The organism is Chromobacterium sp. INPA-IVC, assembly GCF_059047085.1.
Genome location: NZ_JBTNLS010000013.1, coordinates 18284 through 39833, shown reverse-complemented (window position 1 = coordinate 39833; position 21550 = coordinate 18284). Strand labels below are relative to the sequence as shown.

At 67.1% G+C, this 21550-nt stretch carries 21 protein-coding genes; 8 read left to right on the top strand and 13 right to left on the bottom strand.

Translation table 11 applies throughout. The features are described from left to right. Position 1: 1 nt before the first annotated feature. The 7 genes from ACX17K_RS21265 to dapC all read right to left on the bottom strand — a co-directional run bounded on the left by ACX17K_RS21265 (position 2) and on the right by dapC (position 5483). On the bottom strand, positions 2–289 hold the full coding sequence (locus ACX17K_RS21265) for an STAS domain-containing protein (RefSeq protein WP_493776327.1): 288 nt from the start codon (positions 287–289) through the stop codon (positions 2–4). Beyond that, entirely contained in the window at positions 289–921 is a 633-nt protein-coding gene (locus ACX17K_RS21260; RefSeq protein ID WP_231155064.1) for an MlaC/ttg2D family ABC transporter substrate-binding protein, read from the bottom strand. The genes ACX17K_RS21265 and ACX17K_RS21260 overlap by 1 nt, the downstream gene beginning before the upstream one ends. A gap of 71 nt (positions 922–992) precedes the next feature. Further along, on the bottom strand, positions 993–1460 hold the full coding sequence (gene mlaD, locus ACX17K_RS21255; RefSeq protein ID WP_021475582.1) for an outer membrane lipid asymmetry maintenance protein MlaD: 468 nt from the start codon (positions 1458–1460) through the stop codon (positions 993–995). An 11-nt stretch (positions 1461–1471) separates the two neighbouring features. After that, positions 1472–2257 (bottom strand): lipid asymmetry maintenance ABC transporter permease subunit MlaE, encoded by a 786-nt coding sequence (mlaE, locus tag ACX17K_RS21250; protein ID WP_166440945.1) that lies wholly within the window; start codon positions 2255–2257, stop codon positions 1472–1474. Further along, positions 2250–3068, bottom strand: coding sequence for an ABC transporter ATP-binding protein (locus tag ACX17K_RS21245; RefSeq protein WP_493776326.1), 819 nt, complete (start codon positions 3066–3068; stop codon positions 2250–2252). The genes mlaE and ACX17K_RS21245 overlap by 8 nt, the downstream gene beginning before the upstream one ends. Before the next feature lie 320 nt (positions 3069–3388). Further along, on the bottom strand, positions 3389–4210 hold the full coding sequence (dapD, locus tag ACX17K_RS21240; RefSeq protein WP_493776325.1) for a 2,3,4,5-tetrahydropyridine-2,6-dicarboxylate N-succinyltransferase: 822 nt from the start codon (positions 4208–4210) through the stop codon (positions 3389–3391). Between the two features lie 67 nt (positions 4211–4277). Next, the gene (dapC, locus tag ACX17K_RS21235) at positions 4278–5483 is read right to left on the bottom strand and encodes a succinyldiaminopimelate transaminase (protein WP_493776324.1); all 1206 of its coding nucleotides are present in this window, start codon (positions 5481–5483) and stop codon (positions 4278–4280) included. Positions 5484–5537: 54 nt separating this feature from the next. Between dapC and ACX17K_RS21230 the strand changes: the two genes are divergently transcribed. Further along, the gene (locus ACX17K_RS21230; RefSeq protein ID WP_493776323.1) at positions 5538–6443 is read left to right on the top strand and encodes a DMT family transporter; all 906 of its coding nucleotides are present in this window, start codon (positions 5538–5540) and stop codon (positions 6441–6443) included. A 23-nt stretch (positions 6444–6466) separates the two neighbouring features. Next, positions 6467–7042, top strand: coding sequence for a GNAT family N-acetyltransferase (locus ACX17K_RS21225; protein ID WP_493776322.1), 576 nt, complete (start codon positions 6467–6469; stop codon positions 7040–7042). A gap of 46 nt (positions 7043–7088) precedes the next feature. On the opposite strand, the gene ACX17K_RS21220 is transcribed toward ACX17K_RS21225, so the two are convergent. The 4 genes from ACX17K_RS21220 to ACX17K_RS21205 form a co-directional block, all read right to left on the bottom strand. Beyond that, positions 7089–7595 (bottom strand): hypothetical protein, encoded by a 507-nt coding sequence (locus ACX17K_RS21220; RefSeq protein ID WP_221664904.1) that lies wholly within the window; start codon positions 7593–7595, stop codon positions 7089–7091. 261 nt (positions 7596–7856) lie between these two features. Further along, positions 7857–8132, bottom strand: a complete 276-nt coding sequence (locus tag ACX17K_RS21215) for a hypothetical protein (protein ID WP_493776321.1) — start codon at positions 8130–8132, stop codon at positions 7857–7859. Positions 8133–8219: 87 nt separating this feature from the next. After that, complete coding sequence (locus ACX17K_RS21210) at positions 8220–8447, bottom strand: SlyX family protein (RefSeq protein WP_082107302.1); 228 nt, start codon at positions 8445–8447, stop codon at positions 8220–8222. A gap of 1 nt (position 8448) precedes the next feature. Beyond that, positions 8449–9762 carry a Na+/H+ antiporter family protein gene (locus ACX17K_RS21205; protein ID WP_493776320.1) on the bottom strand — a complete coding sequence of 438 codons (1314 nt, stop codon included), beginning with the start codon at positions 9760–9762 and terminating at the stop codon, positions 8449–8451. Positions 9763–9970: 208 nt separating this feature from the next. Between ACX17K_RS21205 and ACX17K_RS21200 the strand changes: the two genes are divergently transcribed. Together ACX17K_RS21200 and ACX17K_RS21195 are read left to right on the top strand one after the other, a co-directional pair. Continuing rightward, positions 9971–10267, top strand: coding sequence for a DUF2325 domain-containing protein (locus tag ACX17K_RS21200; RefSeq protein WP_021475592.1), 297 nt, complete (start codon positions 9971–9973; stop codon positions 10265–10267). A gap of 237 nt (positions 10268–10504) precedes the next feature. Further along, positions 10505–10900 carry an acyl-CoA thioesterase gene (locus ACX17K_RS21195; RefSeq protein WP_347370629.1) on the top strand — a complete coding sequence of 132 codons (396 nt, stop codon included), beginning with the start codon at positions 10505–10507 and terminating at the stop codon, positions 10898–10900. A gap of 14 nt (positions 10901–10914) precedes the next feature. On the opposite strand, the gene ACX17K_RS21190 is transcribed toward ACX17K_RS21195, so the two are convergent. Next, positions 10915–11625: an ArsR/SmtB family transcription factor gene (locus ACX17K_RS21190; RefSeq protein WP_493776319.1), complete on the bottom strand. Its 711-nt coding sequence runs from the start codon at positions 11623–11625 to the stop codon at positions 10915–10917. An 80-nt stretch (positions 11626–11705) separates the two neighbouring features. Here ACX17K_RS21190 and ACX17K_RS21185 point away from each other — a divergent pair, with 80 nt between their 5' ends. Genes ACX17K_RS21185 through ACX17K_RS21175 form a run of 3 tightly spaced genes read left to right on the top strand, consistent with a single transcriptional unit; the run spans position 11706 to position 13770 of the window. Next, the gene (locus tag ACX17K_RS21185) at positions 11706–12335 is read left to right on the top strand and encodes a DUF6058 family natural product biosynthesis protein (protein WP_493776318.1); all 630 of its coding nucleotides are present in this window, start codon (positions 11706–11708) and stop codon (positions 12333–12335) included. Continuing rightward, positions 12332–13426: a hypothetical protein gene (locus ACX17K_RS21180; protein WP_493776317.1), complete on the top strand. Its 1095-nt coding sequence runs from the start codon at positions 12332–12334 to the stop codon at positions 13424–13426. Before ACX17K_RS21185 ends, ACX17K_RS21180 begins: the two co-directional genes overlap by 4 nt. Next, positions 13423–13770 (top strand): antibiotic biosynthesis monooxygenase family protein, encoded by a 348-nt coding sequence (locus tag ACX17K_RS21175; protein ID WP_493776316.1) that lies wholly within the window; start codon positions 13423–13425, stop codon positions 13768–13770. Before ACX17K_RS21180 ends, ACX17K_RS21175 begins: the two co-directional genes overlap by 4 nt. On the opposite strand, the gene ACX17K_RS21170 is transcribed toward ACX17K_RS21175, so the two are convergent. Next, complete coding sequence (locus ACX17K_RS21170; RefSeq protein WP_347751645.1) at positions 13762–14535, bottom strand: class I SAM-dependent methyltransferase; 774 nt, start codon at positions 14533–14535, stop codon at positions 13762–13764. The two genes, ACX17K_RS21175 and ACX17K_RS21170, sit on opposite strands and share 9 nt — an antisense overlap. Before the next feature lie 206 nt (positions 14536–14741). Between ACX17K_RS21170 and ACX17K_RS21165 the strand changes: the two genes are divergently transcribed. Next, entirely contained in the window at positions 14742–21494 is a 6753-nt protein-coding gene (locus ACX17K_RS21165; protein ID WP_493776315.1) for an Ig-like domain-containing protein, read from the top strand. Positions 21495–21550 lie beyond the last annotated feature (56 nt).

Sequence of the window (21550 nt, the reverse complement as noted above, 5' to 3'; positions counted from 1 at the left end):
GTCAGTCTCCAGCGCGAAGCAAAGGTTCGAGATTGTACAGGCCGGCCAACGTGGCGAGGCCGGCGGGGATGCCGGACAGCGTCAGCGGGTGGCCGGCGGCGGCGGCGGCGCGGCGCGCCGCCAGCAGCAGCGCCAGCGCGGCGGAGTCGGCGGTTTCCACGCCGGACAGATCCAGCCGCAGCGGCCCCTGGGCCGCCAGCTGAGCCAGCGGCCGCGCCAGCGACGCGCAGCTGGCCATGTCGATGCGGCCGGACAGGCTGGCCGCGCCGGGGGCGGTGGCGTTCAGCATCAGCCCTTGCCCTTGGCGGCCGCAGCGGCGGATGCCGGACCGGCGTTCTTGTCCTGCAGCAGCTTGATCAGGCCATCCACGCCGTTCTTGCGGATTTCCTCGGTGAAGCTGTTGCGGTACACGGTCACCAGGCTGGCGCCTTCCACGCTGACGTTGTAGATCTTCCAGCCCTTGTCGCCCTTGTTCAGCACGTAGTCGACGGACACCGGATTGGCGTTGCCCGGCAGGGTGACGCTGGACTTCACGGTGACGTCCTTGCCGTTGGCGCCGGGCACCGGGTTGGGTTGCACGTTGACCTGGGCGGTCTTGAAGCGGGTCATGGTGGTGGAGTAGGTGCGCACCAGCAGGGTCTGGAATTGCTGGGTCAGCTCATTGCGCTGATCCGGCGACGCCTGGCGCCAGCCCAGGCCGACCGCCAGCGCGGTCATGCGCGGGAAGTCGAACAGCGGCACGGCGACGGCTTCGGCCTGCTGGCGCACTTGCTTGGTGTTCTTGCCGTTGTCCTGCTTCAGGATGTCCAGCACTTGGCGCGAGCCGTCCTTGATCAGCTCGACCGGGTTGTCGGCGGCGGCCAGAACCTGGGTGGAGGACAGGCCCAGCATCAGACAGAACAGGGTAAGCAGTTTCTTCATTTGCGACATTCCATTTTTCACTAGTCGGGCGGCACGCGGTGCCGCGAGGAGGGTTGGCCCCGCTTGCGACGCTATTTGCTTGCGTCTTTGCCGGTAAATCCGGTCATGAATTTACCGATCAACTGTTCCAGCACCAGCGCCGACGAGGTGATGGTGATGGTGCCGCCGGGCGCCAGATTGGTTTCCGAACCGCCTTGCTGCAGGCCGATGTATTGCTCGCCCAAGAGGCCGGAGGTCAGGATCGAGGCGCTGACGTCATCGCTGAGCTGGTAGGTCTTGTCGATGTTCAGCGCGACGCGGGCGCGGTAGGTCTTCGGGTCCAGGCGGATGTCGGACACGCGGCCCACCAGTACGCCGGCTTCCTTGACCGGCGCCTTCACCTTCAGGCCGCCGACGTTGTCGAAGTCGGCGTAGACGACATAGGTTTGCGACGCGCTCTGCGGCGTAAGATTGGCCACTTTCAGCGACAGGAAGACGACGGCGGCGATGCCGAGGGCGACAAAGATGCCGACCCATAAATCAATGGTAGAGCGTTTCATTCGTTTTATTCCTAGAACATGAAGGCGGTCAGCACGAAATCCAGCGCCAGGATCACCAGCGCCGAGGTGACCACGGTGCGGGTGGTGGCGGCCGACACGCCGGCGGCGGTCGGGGTGGCGTCGTAGCCCTCGAACACGGCGATCAGCGTCACGGCGATGCCGAACACCAGGCTCTTGATGATGCCGTTGATCACGTCGTAGTGCAGGTCCACATTGCCCTGCATCTGCGACCAGAACGTGCCGGCGTCCAGGCCTATCATCACCACGCCGACCAGATAGCCGCCGAAGATGCCGACCACGTTGAACAGCGCGGCCAGGATGGGCATGGAGATCACGCCGGCCCAGAAGCGCGGGGCGATCACGCGGGCCATCGGGTTGACCGCCATCACGCTCATCGCGTCCAGTTGCTCGGTGGTCTTCATCAGGCCGATTTCGGCGGTCATCGCGCTGCCGGCGCGGCTGGCGAACAGCAGCGCGGCCAGCACCGGGCCCAGCTCGCGCAGCAGCGCCAGCGCCACCATCGCGCCCAGCGCGTCGGCGGAGCCGAACTTGGCCAGCGTGGTGTAGCCCTGCAGGCCCAGCACCATGCCGACGAACAGGCCGGAGACGACGATGATGATCAGCGACATCACGCCGGCGAAGTAGATCTCGCGTATCGTCATCTGCAGCCGCAGTAGGCTCTGGCCGCTGTTGAGCAGGATGGCGGCCAGGAAGCGGGCGGCGAAGCCCAGCCGCCAGACGGCGTTGATGGTGGTATGGCCGAGGCGGCGCAGCGGCGAGGTCAGAAAATCAAGCATGCCCGCCTCCTTGCAGACCCAGGTCCGCAGCCAGCGAGGTGGCTGCGGGGAAGTTGTAGTGCACCGGGCCGTCGGCCTCGCCGTTGATGAATTGCTTTACCCATGGGGAGTCGGACGCGCGGACTTCGTCCGGCGAGCCCTGGGCGATGATCTGGCCATTGGCGACGAACAGCACATGGTCGACGATGGCCAGCGACTGGTGGACGTCGTGGGTGACCATCACCGCGGTGGTGCCCAGCGCGTCGTTCAGCTTCTTGATCAACAGCGCGATCACGCCCAGCGAGATCGGGTCCAAGCCGGTGAAGGGCTCGTCGTACAGCATCAGCTGCGGATCGAGCGCGATCGCGCGCGCCAGCGCGACGCGGCGCGCCATGCCGCCCGACAGCTCGGCCGGCATCAGCTTCTGCGTGCCGCGCAGGCCCACCGCCTCCAATTTCATGGTGACGAGGTCCTGGATCATGCTTTCCGGCAGCTTGGTGTGCTCGCGCAGCGGGAAGGCGACGTTGTCGGCGACCGAAAGGTCGGTGAACAGCGCGCCGAACTGGAACAGCATGCCCATGCGGCGGCGGTGCTGGTACAGCTCGGACTGGCTCATCCGCGCGATGTCGCGGCCGTCCACCAGCACTTCGCCCGACTGCGGGCGAATCTGGCCGGAGATCAGCCGCAGCAGCGTGGTCTTGCCGCTGCCGCTGCCGCCCATGATGGCGACCAGCTTGCCGCGCGGCACGCTGAGCGTAAGGTTCTTCAGGATGGGCCGGTCGCCGTAGGCGAAGCTGACGTTCCTGAATTCGATGAAATGGTCTGTGGACACAAAAATTCCAAACAGCTTGAAAGAGGGATCCCGTATCTGACCCCGCTGCGACGGCGAAATTCAACCGGTTCGGCTGCCGGCGAGAATCAGGTCGGCCGCGGTTTATGGTAGCGTACTATCCGGTCTCGAATAGCTGGATTTTATAGCGTTGGCGACTTTGCGCCAAATCTAGCTATGTTACGGTGTGCAAAATCGCCGCAATTTGATGCCCATGTCATCGCGACCGGGGCAGGGGTGTTGCCATAATGGCACACCGGCCGCGACCGGGGATCGGTTCGCGGCCGGCGCAAAGACGCCGGGAGGCGTCTTTCAGGTCGGGATCACACGCCGCGCAGCAGTTCGTTGATGCTGGTCTTGCTGCGGGTTTGCGCGTCCACCTTCTTGACGATCACCGCGCAGTACAGGCTGTGGCTGCCGTCCTTGGACGGCAGGTTGCCGGACACCACCACCGAGCCCGGCGGCACGCGGCCGTACATCACTTCGCCGGTTTCGCGGTCGTAGATCTTGGTGGATTGGCCGATGTAGACGCCCATCGAGATCACCGAGCCCTCGCCGACGATCACGCCCTCGACGATTTCTGAGCGCGCGCCGATGAAGCAGTTGTCCTCGATGATGGTGGGGTTGGCCTGCAGCGGCTCGAGCACGCCGCCGATGCCGACGCCGCCGGACAGGTGCACGTTCTTGCCGATCTGGGCGCAGGAGCCGACGGTGGCCCAGGTATCCACCATCGCGCCTTCGTCGACGTAGGCGCCGATATTGATGTAGGACGGCATCAGCACGGTGTTCTTGGCGATGAAGCTGCCCTTGCGCGCCACCGCGCCCGGCACCACGCGGAAGCCGGCTTCCTGGAAGCGGGCCTGGCTCCAGTCGGAGAACTTGGTGTCGACTTTGTCGAAATAGCGGTTGACGCCGTCGTCCTGCACCGCGTTGTCGCGGATGCGGAAGGACAGCAGCACCGCTTTCTTCACCCACTGGTTCACCACCCAGTCGCCGCCTTGCTTTTCGGCGACGCGCAGATGGCCGTTGTCCAGTTCCGTTACGACCTGCTCAATGGCGGCCTTCAGTTCCGGCGACACGGTGGCGGGGGTGATCTCGGCGCGGTTTTCGAATGCCTGTTCGATCAGGCTTTGGATCGGATGCATCTGGTTCAGTCCTTTGGCAATGTGAATCGAAGTCGTCATCTGTAATTCTGGGTCCTGTGGCGGAGCGTCACGCCGGCGTCGCGGCGCGCTGGGTCTGGATGAATTCTACAATCCTTTGCGCGGCGGCCACGCATTCTGCTTGCTCGGCCACCAATGCGATGCGCACGTAGCCGCGGCCGGGGTTGGCGCCGTGGGCGTCGCGGGCGAGGAAGCTGCCCGGCAGCACCGTCACGTGTCGCTGCTGGAACAGCGAGCGGGCGAAGGCCGCGTCGTCGCCGTCCGGCACCTTGGCCCACAGGTAGAAGCCGGCTTCCGGCATGCCTACCTCCAGAACCGGCGAGAGCAGCGGCAGCACCGCGGCGAACTTGGCGGCGTAGGCGGCCCGGTTGGACTCGACGTGCGCCTCGTCGTTCCAGGCGGCCTGGCTTGCCGCCTGCACCGTCAGGCTCATCGCGCTGCCGTGGTAGGTGCGATACAGCAGGAACTGCTTCAGGACGGCGGCGTCGCCGGCGACGAAGCCGGAGCGCATGCCGGGCACGTTGGAGCGCTTGGACAGGCTGGTCAGCATCACCAGCCGTTCCAGGCTCCGGCCAAGCGCGCGGGCGGCGGACAGGCCGCCCAGCGGCGGCGCGTCGAAATAGATCTCGGAATAGCACTCGTCGCTGGCGATGACGAAGCCGTAGCGGTCCGACAGCGCGAACAGCTTGTCCCAGGCGGCCAGGTCCATCACCGCGCCGGTGGGATTGCCGGGGCTGCAGACGATCACCAGCTGCGCGCGCCGCCACACGTCATCCGGCACGCCGTCCCAGTCCGGCTGGAAGCGGTTCGCCGCCTCGCAATTCAGGTAGTAGGGCTCGGCGCCGGCCAGCAGTGCCGCGCCTTCGTAAATCTGGTAAAAGGGATTGGGAGACACCACTACCGGTTTTGTCGCGCCGCCGGCGTCGATCAGGCACTGGGTCAGCGAGAACAGCGCTTCGCGGCTGCCGTTGACCGGCAGCACTTCGCTGGCCGGGTCCAGCTTCACGCCGTAGCGGCGCTCGGCCCAGTCGGCGCAGGCCTGGCGCAGCGCCGGCGTGCCTTGCGTCGCCGGGTAGCCGGACAGGCCGGCGAGATTCGCGCACAGCGCGTCCTTCACCAGTTGCGGCGCCGGATGCTTGGGTTCGCCCATCGCCAGGCTGATGTGCGGCAATGCCGCCGGCGGCTTGGCGTCGGCCAATAGCGCCGCCAGGCGCTGGAACGGGTAAGGATGCAATTGGGCCAGGCGGGGATTCAAAGCGGCGTCTCCATCGAAATTCGGCACAGGCAATCGACCATCTTAAGAACAGCCATGACACCTGTAAAACAAAAAATCGTCGCCACCTCCGGCATCCTCACCACCGCGCTGGTGTGGGGGCTGATGTGGTATCCGTTCCGCAGCCTCAAGGCCCAGGGCGTCAGCGTGCCCATGGCCTCGCTGGCCACCTATCTGGTCACCATCGCCGCCGGCCTGACGCTGTTCTTCAAAGTGTACCGGCGCCAGTTCCATTTCGAACCGGTGCTGGTGCTGCTGACGCTGTTGTTCGGCTGGTGCAATTTCAGCTACACGATGGCGGTGGCCGAAGGCCAGGTGATGCGGGTGCTGCTGCTGTTCTACCTGTCGCCGCTGTGGACCGCGCTGTGGTCGCGGCTGCTGCTGCACGAGCACCTGACCCGCCGCGGCTGGGTGGTGGTGGGGTTGTCGCTGCTGGGCTGTTGCGTGTTCATCTACCGGCCGGAGCTGTTCGCCGGCGAGCTGCCGCTGACCCACCGCTACGAGTGGCTGGCGCTGTCAGGCGGCATGGCTTTCGCGCTGGGCAATGTGATCAGCCGCCGCTCGCACGGCATCCCGGTGCCGGTGAAGTCGGCGACGGTGTGGTTCGGCGTGGCGCTGATCGGCGCGTTCAGCCTGCTGCAGAGCGGCGATCTCCCCAGAATGCTGGAGATCCCGGCCGAGAGCTGGCTGGTATTGTCGATTCTGGGCGTGGTGCTGTTGTGCACCAGCGTGGTGTCGCAGTACGGCCTGTCCATCATGCCGGCCACCCAGGCGATGACGCTGATGCTGATGGAGCTGGTGTTCGCCGCGGTGTCGGCCTATCTGCTGGCCGGCGAGAAAATGTCGCTGCAGGAGTGGCTGGGAGGCGCGTTGATCGCCGGCGCCAGCCTGCTGTCCGGCGGCATGAGCCAGCCCGGCAGCAAGCCGCAGCCCACGCCTTGAGTATCGATAGTCGGGAAAACAAGATGCAGATCAGATTGATGGAGCCGCGGGATTTCGCGGCGTTCTGGCCGGTGTTCCACCAAGTGGTGGCCGCCCGCGAAACCTACGCTTTCGACCCGGACATGGACCAGGAGGCGGCGTGCCGGCTGTGGTGCGAGGCGCCGCTGGAAACCTGGCTGGCGGAAGAGGATGGCCAGTTGCTGGGCAGCTACTTCCTCAAGGCCAACGCCGCCGGGCCCGGCGGCCATGTCGGCAATTGCGGCTACATGGTGGCGCCGGCGGCGCGCGGCAAGGGCGTGGCCCGCGCGATGTGCGAGCACTCGCAGCAACGCGCGCGGGAGCGGGGATTCCTGGCGCTGCAGTTCAACAGCGTGGTGGCCACCAACGCGGCGGCGGTGGCCTTGTGGCAGAAGCTGGGCTTCGACGTCGTCGGCCGGCTGCCGCGCGCCTACCGCCACGCGGTCCACGGGCTGGTGGATTGCCTGGTGATGTACAAGTGGTTGGGCGAGGCGGAAGCGCCGGCGATGCCGGAGCCGGTCAAGCTGATCGGCCGCAAGAACATCGAGGCGACGGTGTCGCGGCGGCGCAAGCGGGATTGAGGAAGGCCGCCCCGCGGCGGGAGCCGACGGGGCGGGATGCGGGCGTTTACAGATTGTCCAGGTACTGTTGCAGCGCCCGGATATTGTTGTCGTAGGCGGCCGGGGTGCCCAGCTCGACGCCGCCGCTGCGCACGTAGTAGGCGAACGCCACGCCGCGGGTGTCGAAGAAGGGCAGGAAGTCGTCCGGCTGCAGCGTGCTGCCGTTCAGGCCGATCGCCCAATTATTGGCCTTGTAGTGGTTCAGCTGCGTGATCGCGCCGTGCACGGCGATGCCCTCGGAGCTGCGGATCAGCGCGACGTAGTGGTTCAGCGTGTCGATGTTGATCTGATAGGCCGACGGCTCGCCGACGCTGACGCCCTGCGCGCGGACGTAGTAGGCGAACGGCAGCTGGCGCTCGGTGAAGAAGGCCAGGAAGTTGTCCGGTGCCAGATTGTCGCCGTTCAGGCCGATCGCCCAGTTTTTCGACTGATACTCCTTCAGCTGTTTGACGACGCCGTCGGCGGCTTCGATTTCCTGCCTGGCGGGAACGTTCACTGCGATGCTGTGTGCCATGTCGGATACTCCTGCGTTGGGGTTGGTCAACAGCAGAAGGCGCTGGGGCGGAATAGGGTGGTCATCGCGGGTCTCCGTTGCCGGGTGGGCGCCGCAGGGGCGGCGGAAAGTGAGACCAGCCTACCGTTGGCGGCCGCGTGCGGATACTGGGATTGCGGCCAGCCGATTTATGTCGGCAAATATCCTATAAAAGCAGGTATATCGACGCATTTGTCTGCAAAATTTCGTATTTGCAAACCTGTTTTTCCGATAAGGCGACGTTTACCAGCTGATCGTGGCATGGGACAGCTTGGGATCGCCGTGGGGATTGATCTGCGCCTTGTAGCGGGTGTTGGCCTTGAGCGAGACCGGTCTGGAGATATTGCCGGGAGAGATCGATTTCTGCTGGTTCAGCAGCTTGGGCGCGCTAGCGTCCGTCATGTCGAAGACGCTGCAGTCGGCGGGGCTGCCGTTGACCAGGAATGTGAGCTTGGCGTTTTGGCTGCAGGTGAAGGTGTGTTCGAACCCATTGCCCGGATGAAGCCGGAAGGTGCGCATGGCGGTCTCCCCGAATATGGGCGGCGCGGGATGCGCTGCCCATATTCGGTGAACGGGAAGGCGCGCGCGGCGTGAAGCGCGCCGCGCTCAGTAGTGCGGCGGAATCTCGTCCCGCGGCGAGCCGCCGGGGCCGTCATCCGGCTGCGCGCTTCTGAACTGCTGGTACAGCAGGCGGATCTGCTGTTGCAGCAGGTCGATTTCCTTCTGCTGGCGCGCGACGGTGGCGTTCAGCGCGTCCAGCAGCTCGTCCTGGAAGGCGAGGCGCACTTCCAGCGCCTCGACGCGGTTTTCGTTTTCAGTATGCATGCCCGCCATTCTACAACACCATCGCCGCGATCCAGCCGGCGGTCATCAGCGGCAGGTTGAAGTGCAGGAAGGTGGGGATCACCGTGTCGCGGATGTGGTCGTGCTGGCCGTCCAGGTTCAGGCCGGAAGTCGGGCCCATCGTCGAGTCCGACGCCGGCGAGCCGGCGTCGCCCAGCGCGCCCGCGGTGCCGATGATGGCCACGGTGGCCATCGGCGAGAAGCCCAGGTGCGCGCACAGCGGCACGTAGATGGCGGTGAGGATGGGCACGGTGGAGAACGACGAGCCGATGCCCAGCGTCACCGTCATGCCGATGGCCAGCATCGCCAGCGCCGCCAGAGAACGCTGGCCCTCGAACAACGCCGCGCCGGCCTTGACCAGCGGCGCGATCTCGCCGCTGGCGCGCAGCACTTCGGCGAAGCCCTGGGCGGTGATCATGGTGAAGCCCACCATCGCCATCATCTTCATGCCCTCGTTGAACACGCCGTCGGCGTCCTTCCACTTGACCACGCCGGCGGCGAGGAACAGCAGGAAGCCGGACAGCGCGCCCATGATCATCGAATCGGTGTACAGCTGCACCGAGAACGCGGCGACGATGGCGGCGAAGGCGGTGGCCAGCGACTTGCGGCTGACACGGGCGTGAGTGCGCTCGGCGTTTTCGATTTTGCCCAACGAGTAGCGGCGCGGCTTGCGGTAGCTGACGAACACCGCCGACAGCAGGCCCGCCACCATGCCCAGCGCCGGAATCGCCATCGCGTGCATCACGTTGATGTTCGAAGTGTCCATGCCGGCCTTGGCGGCGTTGCCCAGCAGGATCTGCTTCAGGTAGATGTCGCCGAAGCCCACCGGAAACACCATATAGGGCGTCACCAGGCCGAAGGTGATCACGCAGGCCACCAGCCGGCGGTCCAGCTGCAGCCGCGCCATCACGTACAGCAGCGGCGGGATCAGCATCGGAATGAAGGCGATGTGTATCGGCACCAGATTCTGGCTGGCGACGCTGACGCAGCCGAGCAGCGCGATCAGCGTCCATTTCAGCTTGCGGTGGGCGCTGGCGTGCTCCAGCTTCTTCACCGCCAGGTCGGCCATCGCGTGCGGCAGCCCGGATTTGGCGATGGCGACGGCGAAGGCGCCCAGCAGCGCGTAGGACAGCGCCACCGAAGCGCCGCCGGTGATGCCCTGGTTGAAGGCGGCGAGGGTGGCGGGCAGCGACAGTCCGCCGGCGAGGCCGCCGACCAGGGCGCCGATCAGCAGGCTGATGACGACATGGGTGCGCAGCAAGGTCAGGGTGAGCATGGCGCCCACGGCTAGTACAACGGCATTCATTTGTATAGACAAATCAGTGGCTTATGCGCGGCTGCGCGGGGCGGGCAGGGTAACGGGTTTGCCGGGGCCTGTCTAGCAGTCTGACCTTCCATGCCATCCATATATCAAATGAATATTGAAATAAAATTTATTATTACTTTGAGAGATTAGCGGGCCGCTTTACAGTCAAACCATCACCCGATTCCGCGCGAAGCGGCAAGGAGGCAAGATGGAAGCGCTGCTGGTGGGAGCCGATAGCCTGGGCAATATTCCCGAGGTGCTGAGCCTGTACGACATCCGCATCGCCCGCCACATCTGCGGCCGCAACGTCGCGCATCAGCGCAAGGCGGCGCTGCCCGGCCGGCCGGACGTGCTGATTCTGCTCACCGATTTTCTCGGCCACAACGTGATGCGGCACTATCGCGACCGCGCCGCCGCGCTGGGCATCCCGGTGCTGGCCTGCCGCCGTTCCGCCACCGCGGTCGAGCAGCGTTTGCGCCACCACGGCTGGAGGAGGCTGTCATGATTTTTTCCGGCAACGAAAACTGGCTGGCCTGGCTGCTGGGCCGCACCGCGCTGCAGGCGCCGCCCAAGGTGGAATGGCGCCGCGTCGCGCCGCCGACAACCCCTCCCTCCCGCTGAAATCGGATGGCGGCGCTGGTTCCCCGGCCGCCTATCTGAGAAACTCCCTGCCATCGTCGGCGTCCAAGCGGCTTGTCCGCCGCGGCGGGCGCCTCATCGTTTCGAAACAGGGAACCGCTTGATGTCAGTCTTTTCCGTTGAATTCAAAGTGCGCGACTACGAGTGCGACATGCAGGGCATCGTCAACAACGGCGTCTATTTCAATTACCTGGAGCACGCCCGGCATGAGTTTTTGCTGGCCAAGGGCATAGACTTCGCCCAGCTGGCGCGCGACAAGATCAATCTGGTGGTGGTGCGCTCGGAGATGGACTACAAGGCCTCGCTGACCAGCGGCGACGCCTTCGCCGTCACCGTGGCTTTCGAAGCGGTGTCCAAGGTGCGCTTCGGTTTCCGCCAGCAGGTGGTGCGCGCGGCCGACGGCAAGGTGGTGCTGGATGGCCTGGTGATAGGCACCGCGATCAATGAACGCGGCCGCCCCGCCATCCCGGAAGGCTTCGCCGAGCGGCTGACCGCCTGAGTCTGCCGTCGCGTCTATTCCGCCAGCGTTTCCGGCCGGATGCCCCACTGCTGGCGCAGGAAGGCTTGCCCGGCCGGCGTGACGCGCAGCGCGCGGCTGTCCAGCCGCCGCTCCACCCAGTTCCGTTGCAGGAATTCCCGGCACAATGCCGCGCCTAGGGCGCCGGCCAGATGCGGCCGCCGCTCGCTCCAGTCGAGACAGGCCCGCGCCAGCGGCCGCTTGCCGCCGGCCGGGGCTGTCACTGCCAGCGTCGCGGCGAACCAGCCTCGGCCCGCTTCGGTCACCGCGAACTGCCTGTCCTCATCCAGCAATAGCAATCCGTTTTCCAGCATCGCGTCGGCGATGGCGATGCCCAGCCGGCCCGCCAGGTGGTCGTAGCAGGTGCGCGCCAGCCGCAACTCCGGCGTCACCCGGCTGGCCGCGCGCGGCCGGGCCAAGTCGTGGCCGTGGGCGGCGGCGCTCAGCGCCTCCAGCGCCTGGGCGATGGCCGCGTTGGCCAGCAGGTAATAGCGATGGCGGCCATGCTGCTCCACCTTGACCGCGCCGCCTTGCAGCAGCTTGGCCAGGTGGTTGCTGGCGGCCTGGGCGCTGAGGCCGGCGTGCTGCGCCAGCTCGCTGGCCGGGTAGCTGCGGCCGTCCAGCATCAACAGCAGCATCAGGGCGCGGCCGGGGTCGGCCAGCAGACTGGCCAGGCGGCTGATGTCGGGTAGGTTGGCGGCGGTCATGGTTCACTCCAGCGTGAAACATCGTGGTAGTTCGCCGGCTACGATACGGCTATCCGAACGACATGCCAAGGAGTTTTGCCATGCGAGCCCTGCTGGATTATCTACACACCTATTTCATGAGCGAGCCGCAGCTGCTGTTCCGCTGCGGCCTGGCGCCGGAGCGGCTGGCAGAGCTGCAGCGGGAGGGCCGCGCGCCCCTGCCTTCTTACAAGGTGCGCTGCGCCGGCACCGTCACGTCTTACTTCGGCGAGCGGGCGCTGGATGGAGAGCTGGCCTGGTATCCGCAGGCGATGGCCGAGTGGCTGATCGAGGCCGAGCATGCCGACGCGGCGACGCTGCGCGCGCGTTTCGAGCGGCGCTACCGGGCCGAGCTGGCGCGTCTGGCGGAGCAAGGGCTGCCCATGGTTGAACCAATTGGCGGTTTGGACGAAGAGTGGGCGCATTTTCTGGCCGGCACCTACGGCGTCTGCACCCGCGATGGCAGGGTGGAGCAGATCGCGGCCAAGAGCGCGCTGGTGGCCCTGATAGACCGGCTGACCGAACGCCAGACCCGAGCCTTTTTGCCGGAGGCCGAGCTGGCCTTGCTGCGCCGAGCGGTGGATCTGCTGGACGAAACGGAGGCATGGTTCGCCCCGCATGAACGCGCGGCCAGCTCCCGCGCGCGCTGCGTCGACGGCGCGCGGCGGCGATATCTGGGAGGCGGGGCATGAGCGCTTGGCCGGAACACGCGCTGGCCGCTGCCGGCCATCCAGACCCTTATCCTTATTACCGGGCGTTGGCCGAGGTCGGCTGGCGGCGCGACGAGCAGCTGGGGTTGTGGCTGGCCGCCTCGCGCCGGGCGGTGGACGCGGTGCTGGCCAGCCCCATCTGCCGTGTGCGGCCAGTGAGGGAGCCGGTGCCGGCGGGCATCGCCGGGTCGCCGCTGGGAGAGGCGTTCGGCCGCTGGCCGCGGATGAGCGAGGGCGACGCGCATGCCCGCTTGCGGACGGCGGTGGGAGAGGGCCTGGCGGCCCAACCCTGCGATGAGGCGGAACTGACTGCGCGGCGGTTGGCTCGGGCTTTCCTGGCGGCCGGCGCGGTAGATGGCCGCCGGCTGGACGCGTTGGTGGATTTTCTGCCGGTCGCCACGTTTGCTTCGCTGTTGGGCTGGCCGGAGGCCGCGTTGGCCGAGGCGGCGGAAGCGATCGCGCGGGTGTGCCGGGCCTTGGCGGCCGATGCCGACGCCGCGGCGCGAGAACGGGGCGCGGAGGCTTGCCGGATTTTGTTGGCCTATCTCGCGCATCTGCCGGCAGAGGGCTGGCTGCGGCGCTGGCGCGAGGTGTTTTCCGAATGGGACGACGCCAGCCTGAGCGCGAATCTGCTCGGCATTCTGTTCCAGAGCCGCGACGCCGGCGCCGGGCTGCTGTCGGCCGGCATCGCCTGGCGCTGCCAGGGCGAGTGGGATCATGCCGATCCCGCCGAGTGGCGCGCGCGTTTGCGGCAAGACCCGGTGCTGCATCACACCCGACGCTTCGTCGCAGCGGACGTGACGCTGGCCGGTCAGACCTTGCGGGCCGGCGATCAGGTGCTGGTGTTGCTGGCCGCCGCGGCGCGCGATCCGGCCGGGCCGGCAGAGACCATGGATTTCGGCCGCGGCCGGCATGCCTGCCCGGGCGAGACGCTGGCCCTGGCCACCGCCCGCGGCGCTTTGCATGCATTGGAGCAGAACCGTCCGGACTGGCGGGCCTTGGGCGGCGGCATCCGTTTTTCTGGTCCGCCCAATGTCAGAATGCGCCGCTTCGGCGCGGGAGAGCGAGCATGATCGCGGTGATATTCGAGGCGACGCTGGCCGAAGGCGGCCGCGAGGCTTACTTGCAATGGGCGGCGCGGTTGGCGGAGCAGTTGCGGACGATGGACGGCTTTGTCTCCATCGAGCGTTTCCAGAGCCTGAATCAGCCGGACAAGCTGCTGTCGCTGTCGTTCTGGCGCGACGAGACGGCGCTTGCCGCCTGGCGCAATCTGGAATCGCACCGGATGGCGCAGGCGGCGGGGCGGGGCGGCGTGTTCGCCGACTACCGGCTGCGGGTGGCGGCGGTGATGCGCGACTACGGCATGGGCGAGCGGGAACAGGCGCCTGACGACAGCCGCGCGGCGCACTCAGCTTGAGAGGGCTTTGATCACGTAGAGGTCGAAACGGGTGGATTTGCCGTCCAGCACCGCGGACGGCTTCACGCCGGCGATGGCCGCGCCCAGACGCGGCCGTTTCACCACCACCCGCACCTTGGCGGCGGAGATGGCGGCGGCCAGCAGCTCGGCGCTGTCCATGTCGTCGCCAATCACATGCTGGAAGGCCTGCATGTCCTTCTTGGCGGCGGCGGATTTCTTGTCGGTGTCGGGGAACATCGGGTCGACGAACACCACGTCGGGCCGCTGCGCTTCGGCGAGGCCGGCCAGCCAGTCGCGCGAGTTGGCATGCACCAGCGTCATCCGCGCGGCGATGTCGCGGGTGGTTTCGTCGCGTTCCGCGCGCTCCAGCGCGTCAGCCAGCAGCGCCGCCGCCACCGGCGAGCGCTCCACCATCGTCACCCGGCAGCCCAGCGTGGCCAGCACGAAGCTGTCGCGGCCCAGGCCGGCGGTGGCGTCGGCCACATGCGGCAGATCCTTCGCGCCCTTCAATCCCACCGCCTTGGCCACCGGCTGGCCGCGGCCGCCGCCCTGCTCGCGGCGGTGGCGCGCCGCGCCTTCGACGAATTCGGCGTACACCGCGCCGTGTTTGCCGGTGGTCAGCAGTTCCAGCCGTTCGGAGCCCAGCTCCAGCCAGTAGCCGTCGGTCGGCCGTTGCCTGATCAGGGGCAGGGCGAAGCGTTCGCTCAGGCGGAGGGCGGCGTCGAGGCGGGCGGGCTCGGCGCAATAAAGCGGTGTGGCGGTCATCGGCAGTCCTTCAAAACTGTTGCGCACGATACGGGATGCGGGACCGCGTCGCAAGCCGCCTCGTGGCCGCGCTACGTAGATTTATCTAAAGGCTCTTTACTCATACGACATTTTTTTATGCCCTCAACTAGTCTATTTCTGTAGAAGGGATAATTTTATTCAAACGCAATCGGCGGCAGCCGTAGCGCAGGCGCGGGAGCAGGAACATGGCGTGGTGGAAATCGACGGGCCGGGAATCGGCCAAACAGGCTGGACGTCCGGCCGGCCGTTTGCTGCTGCAGGCGCTGGAGCCCAGGATGATGTTCGACGGCGCGGTGGCGGCTTCGGTCGGCGAGGCCGCGCATCATGTCGACCCCGCGCACGACGCGGCGCGCGTCGACGCGCAGCAGCGACACGGCGAGGCCGCAGCCGTCGCCCCGCCGCGGGATGCCGCCAGCGCGCGCGATACCCATGCGCAGGGGCCGCAGGTGGTGTTCGTCGAGTCCAATGTCGTCAATTACCAGAGCCTGATCGCCCAGCTGCCGGCCAATTACCAGGTGGTGATTCTGGACAGCAGCAAGGACGGCCTGGCGCAGATCGCGCAGTGGGCGCAAACCCATAGCGGCTACAGCGCCATCCATATCATTTCCCACGGCCAGGAAAACGATCTGCAACTGGGCACCGCCCAGCTAACCACCGCCAATGTCGCCAGCTATCAGGCCGAGCTGGCCGCCATAGGCCAGGCGCTGCGCCCCGGCGGCGACATCCTGCTGTACGGCTGCGACGTGGCCGAGGGCAGCGACGGCGCGGCGCTGGTCAACGCCATCGCCCGCGAAAGCGGCCGGGTGACCGCCGGCTCCACCGACGCCACCGGCGCCGCCAGCTTGGGCGGCGACTGGACGCTGGAATACGCCACCGGCAAGCTGCACGCGGCGACGCTGGATCTGCCGGGCTATGTCGGCCTGCTGACCCAGCCGACCAGCGGCACCACCACCTTCGACAACCTGGACGGCGCGGTCTACAACCCGTCTGGCAGCACGGACACGGCGACCAACCTGAACGGCTGGAATTTCGTCATGCAGCTGGGCCAGACCAACAACGGCAACCAGTCCATCATCGTCGAAAAGCCCAGCACCGCGGAAACCGTGGACGGCTATTCCGACGGCACCATTCCCATCACCTATCTGAGCGTCAAGCCCAACGACGGCAGCCTGTTCACGCTCAACTCCATCGGCGTGGTGCTCAATGGCTACGATTCCGGCACCACCGGCGGCAGTGTTCAACTGGTTGGCTATTTGAATGGCTCCGCGGTGTCTGGCGCGACATTGACCCAGTCTGTGGGCGATGTGCTGCAGGGCGGCGGCACGCTGGTGACCTTCAACGTTTCCGGCAATAGCGCCTTCCAGGGCATAGACTCCTTCCGGCTGCTGGCGGCCTCGGGCCACAACATCACCGGCATGGTGGGGGTGGGCAGCATCAACGCCATCAATTTCCATTTCCCGGGGCCGACGCTGACCGCCAGCGGCGGCAGCAGCGCCTACAGCTCCGGCAACGGCAACGCGGTGGCGGTGGACAGCGGCATCACGCTCAGCGACACCGCGGCCTCGACGCAGACCAGCGCCACGGTGTCCATCACCGGCAACTTCCACAGCAGCGAGGACGCGCTGGCGTTCAGCAACACCAACTCCACCACCTTCGGCAATATCGTCGCCAGCTACAACAGCGGCACCGGCGTGCTGACGCTGACCTCCAGCGGCTCCACCGCCACCAACGCCCAGTGGCAGTCGGCGCTGGAGGCGGTGACCTATCGGGACACTTCGCTGTCGCCCAACACCAGTACCCGCACCCTCAGCTTCGCCATCACCGACGCCAGCAGCAACACGAGTTCCACTGTGACCAAGACCGTCACCGTGGCCGCCGACGCGGCGCCGGTGATCGGCAACCTGAACGGCGACAGCAATACCTACTACGCCGGCAGCGGCGCGGTGAGCCTGGACACCGGTACCGCCGCCACCGTCAGCGACAGCGATACTTCGAATTTCAACGGCGGCAACCTGACGGTGCACATCTCCGCCAACGGCCATAGCGGCGAGGACGTGCTCGGCATCAGCACCGCCGGCACCGTCACGCTCAGCAACGGCACCAATTCGGGCAGCACGGTGTCGGTGGGCGGCGTGGCGGTCGGCACCATAGACAGCAGCGGGGTGGGCAGCGGCGGCCAGGACCTGATCGTCGATTTCAACAGCAACGCCACCGCCTCCAGGGTGGGCTTGCTGGTCAACGCGCTGACCTTCAACGACACCGCCGGCACGCCCAACACCGCCACCCGCACCGTGCAGGTGACGGTCAACGACGGCCGCGGCGGCACCAGCAGCGCCGCCAGCGTGACGATGGCGATCAGCAACGCGGCGCTGCTCACCGCCAGCGGCGGCAGCGCGGCCTTCACCGCCGGCGACAACGCCACCTCGACGCCGGTGGCGGTGGACGGCGGCATCGCCATCGTCGACAACGCCAGCAGCACGCTGGCCAGCGGCACGGTGTCCGTCACCGGCAACTTCCACAGCGGCGAAGACGTGCTGGCGTTCAGCAACACCAACGCCACCACCTACGGCAACATCGTCGCCAGCTACAACAGCGGCACCGGGGTGCTGACGCTGACCTCCAGCGGCGCGACGGCCACCATCGCCCAATGGCAGGCCGCGCTGCGGGCGGTGACCTACACCGACAGCGCGGTGACGCCGAACAGCTCCACCCGAACCATCAGCTTCCAGGTGGCGGACGGCAGCAGCAACACCAGCAGCGCGGTGACGCGGACGGTGACGGTGGCCGACACCGACCAGACGCCTATCGCCACCGCCAGCAGCGGCAGCGCGGCCTTCACCGCCGGCGACAACGCCACCTCGACGCCGGTGGCGGTGGACGGCGGCATCACCGTGTCCGACCTCGACAACACCACCCTGGCCAGCGGCACGGTGTCCATCACCGGCAACTTCCACAGCGGCGAGGATGTGCTGGCGTTCAGCAACACCAGCGCGTCCACCTACGGCAACATCGTCGCCAGCTACAACAGCGGCACAGGCGTGCTGACGCTGACTTCCAGCGGCGCGACGGCTACGGTCGCGCAATGGCAGGCGGCGATGCGGGCGGTGACTTACACCGACAGCGCGGTGACGCCGAACAACGCCACCCGCACCATCAGCTTCGTGGTCAACGACGGCACCAAGAACAGCGCGGCGGCGACGCGGACGGTGACGGTAACCGACACCGACCAGACGCCGATCGCCACCGCCAGCGGCGGCAGCGCCGCCTTCACCGCCGGCAACAATGTGACGTCGACGCCGGTGGCGGTGGACGGCGGCTTTACCGTGTCCGACCTCGACAACGCCACGCTGGCCAGCGCGACGGTGTCGATTACCGGCAACTTCCACAGCGGCGAGGATGTGCTGGCGTTCAGCAACACCAACTCCACCACCTTCGGCAATATCGTCGCCAGCTACAACAGCGGCACCGGCGTGCTGACGCTGACGTCCAGCGGCGCGACGGCCACGCTGGCCCAGTGGCAGGCGGCCCTGCGCGCAACGACTTACACCGACAGCGCGATCACGCCCAACAACGCCACCCGCACCGTCAGCTTCGTCGTCAACGACGGCACCAAGAACAGCGCCGCCGCGACACGCACCGTGACGGTGGCGGATACCGATCAAACGCCGATCGCCACCGTCTCCGGCGCCAACGGCAGCTACACCATCAGCGGCACGCCGACGCCGGTGGCGGTGGACAGCGGCATCACCGTATCCGATCGCGACAACGCGACGCTGGCGTCGTCGACGGTGTCGATCACCGGCAACTTCCACAGCGGCGAGGATGTGCTGGCGTTCAGCAACACCAGCTCCAGCAGCTTTGGCAACATCGTCGCCAGCTACAACAGCGGCACCGGCGTGCTGACGCTGACCTCCAGCGGCGCGACGGCGACGGTGGCGCAGTGGCAGGCCGCGCTGCGGGCGGTGACCTACAACGACACGGCCGGCTCGCCGAATACCGCGACCCGGGTCATCAGCTTCGTCGTCAACGACGGCACGGTGAACAGCTCCGCCGTCACCCGCAACATCGCCATTCAGCTGCCGACGCCGACGGTAGCCGGCCTGACGGCGGGCACAGACACCGGCAGCAGCAGCTCCGACGGCATCACCAGCGATAACACGCCGACGGTGACCGGCACCGCCACCGCCAGCAGCACCGTCACGGTCTATGTCGACGGCGTCAGCGTCGGCACCACGACCGCCGACGGCAGCGGCGCGTGGAGCTACAACTTCGTCTCCAGCCTCGCGGACGGCAGCCACGCGATCACGGCGATGGCCAGCAGCGGCGGCGTCAACAGCGGCGTCTCCTCCGGCTACAGCGTTACCATAGACACCGCCGCGCCCAGCGCGCCGACGGTGACGGGCCTGACCGCCGCCACCGACACCGGCAGCAGCCACAGCGACGGCGTCACCAGCGTCAACACGCCGACGGTGCAGGGCACGGCCGAAGCCAACAGCACGGTGACGGTCTACATCGATGGCTCGGCGGTGGGCACGGCGACGGCGGATAATGCCGGCGCCTGGATCTACAACATCGTCAGCAGCCTGGCCGACGGCAACCACAGCATCCGGGCGACAGCGACCGACACGGCCGGCAATGTCAGCGGCCAGGCGACGGCTTACAGCGTCACTATCGATACCGCGACGCCATCGACGCCGGCGATCAGCGGGCTGAGCGCGGCGACGGACACCGGCAGCAGCCACAGCGACGGCGTCACCAGCGACAACACGCCCACTCTGCAAGGCACCGCGCCGGCCAACAGCACGGTGACGGTGTACATCGACGGCGTCCAGGTAGGCACCGCCACCGCGAATGGCAGCGGCGCTTGGAGCTACAACCTGAGCGCCAGCCTGCCGGACGGCAACCATGGCGCGCGGGTGACGGCGACGGACATCGCTGGCAATGTCAGCACGCTGTCGGCGGCTTACAGCATCACCATCGACACCACGGCGCCCGGCGCGCCTGCCGTCAGCGGCCTGACCGCGGCGTCGGACACCGGCAGCAGCCATAGCGACGGCATCACCGACAACAACCAGCCGACGGTGCAAGGCACGGCCGAGGCGGGCAGTACGGTGGTGGTGTACGTGGATGGAACAGCGGTGGGCACCGCCACCGCGGACGGCAGCGGCGCCTGGAGCTACAACCTGAGCAGCCCGCTGGCCGATGGCAGCCACAGCATCCGGGCGACTGCCACCGACGCGGCGGGCAACATCAGCGGCCAGTCGTCGGCGTACGGCATCACCATCGACACCGCAGCGCCGTCGGCGCCGTCCGGCCTGGCGCTTAGCGCGGCCAGCGATACCGGCAGCAGCCATAGCGACGGTATCACCGACAACAACCAGCCGACGGTGCAAGGCACGGCCGAGGCGAACAGTACGGTGACGGTGTATGTCGATGGGACGGCGGTGGGCACCGCCACCGCCAACGGCAGCGGCGCGTGGAGCTACAACCTGGCCAGCCCGTTGGCCGACGGCAATCACAGCATCCGGGCGACGGCGACCGACGCCGCCGGCAATATCAGCGGCCAGTCGAGCGGCTACAACATCACGGTGGACACCGCCGCGCCGTCTGCGCCTTCCGGACTGGCGCTTAGCACGGCGACCGATACCGGGGTAAGCCATAGCGACGGCATCACCGACAACAACCAGCCGACGGTGCAGGGCATGGCCGAGGCGAACAGTATGGTGACGGTGTATGTCGATGGGACGGCGGTGGGCACCGCCACCGCGAACGGCAGCGGCGCGTGGAGCTACAACCTGGCCAGCCCGTTGGCCGACGGCAATCACAGCATCCGGGCGACGGCGACCGACGCCGCCGGCAACATCAGCGGCCAGTCGAGCGGCTACAACATCACGGTGGATACCACGGCCCCTCAAGCCACGATCAGCGCCACCAGCCCGCTGAATACGACAGCCAGCACGCTGTCTTATCAAGTGACGTTCAGCAAGCCGGTGGCTTCGTTCACCGCGGATAACCTGAGCTTGGTCACTGGCGGCAGCGCGCGCGGCACGATTTCCAGCGTGACCGCGATCAATGCCACCACGTATGCCGTCCAGTTGACCGGCGTCGGCGGCTCCGGCTCGCTGTCGGTGGCGATCAAGAGCGGAACGGTCAGCGACAAGGCCGGCAATCTGTTGTCCGGATCGGCGACCGTGCCGTCGTATCAAGTCAGCGCGCAGCAGACGACTGACAACGTTGTGATCCCGGTATCCGCAGTCATTTCGACGCCGCCGGCCGTGGCCGCCAACACTATCCAGCTGCCGCCCATCACGCCCAATATCGTGCTGGCGGCGGTGGGGGGCACGCCGGCCGTCGCCACCGGCAACGAGCATGCCGACAACGCGGCGCAGAATCTGTTGTCTGACGCCTCGCATGCCAATGCGCCGTCGCTGGGCGTCAACGGGCTGGACAATGTCAACGGCGGCGCGCCCTCCTTCGTCAGCAACACCGCCAGCAATCCGACCATCGCCCTGCAGGTGAATCCGGACCTGGGCGTGCGTCCGGTGGCCGCGGGGCAGTCGTTCACCATCGTGTTGCCGCCGGCCACCATCATCAGCCGCGAGTCTTCAGCCAACCTCAGCATCGTGGCGCGCCAGAGCAATGGCCAGCCTCTGCCGGCCTGGCTGAAGTTCGATCCGGCGACCGGCCGTTTTTCCGGGCAGGCGCCGGCGGGATGGAACAAGCCGGTTTCGATCGACATCCGGGTGCAGGACAAGACCGGCCACCATGGCAACAGCCATATCCAGCTGAATTTCGGCAAGAGGCAGGCGACGACGCAGGCGCGCAAGGCGACGCCGGCCGCCGGCAAGCTGGCGCTCAACCGGCAGTTCGACCATCACGGCCAACGCGGCTTCCTGCAGCGGCTGGCGGCGCTTCTGGGAGATGACAAGCAGGGTTAGCTTCGCCGCTGCGGGCGGGGCTGCGGAAAATAGACAGCGATAAGGATGGCCTGGGT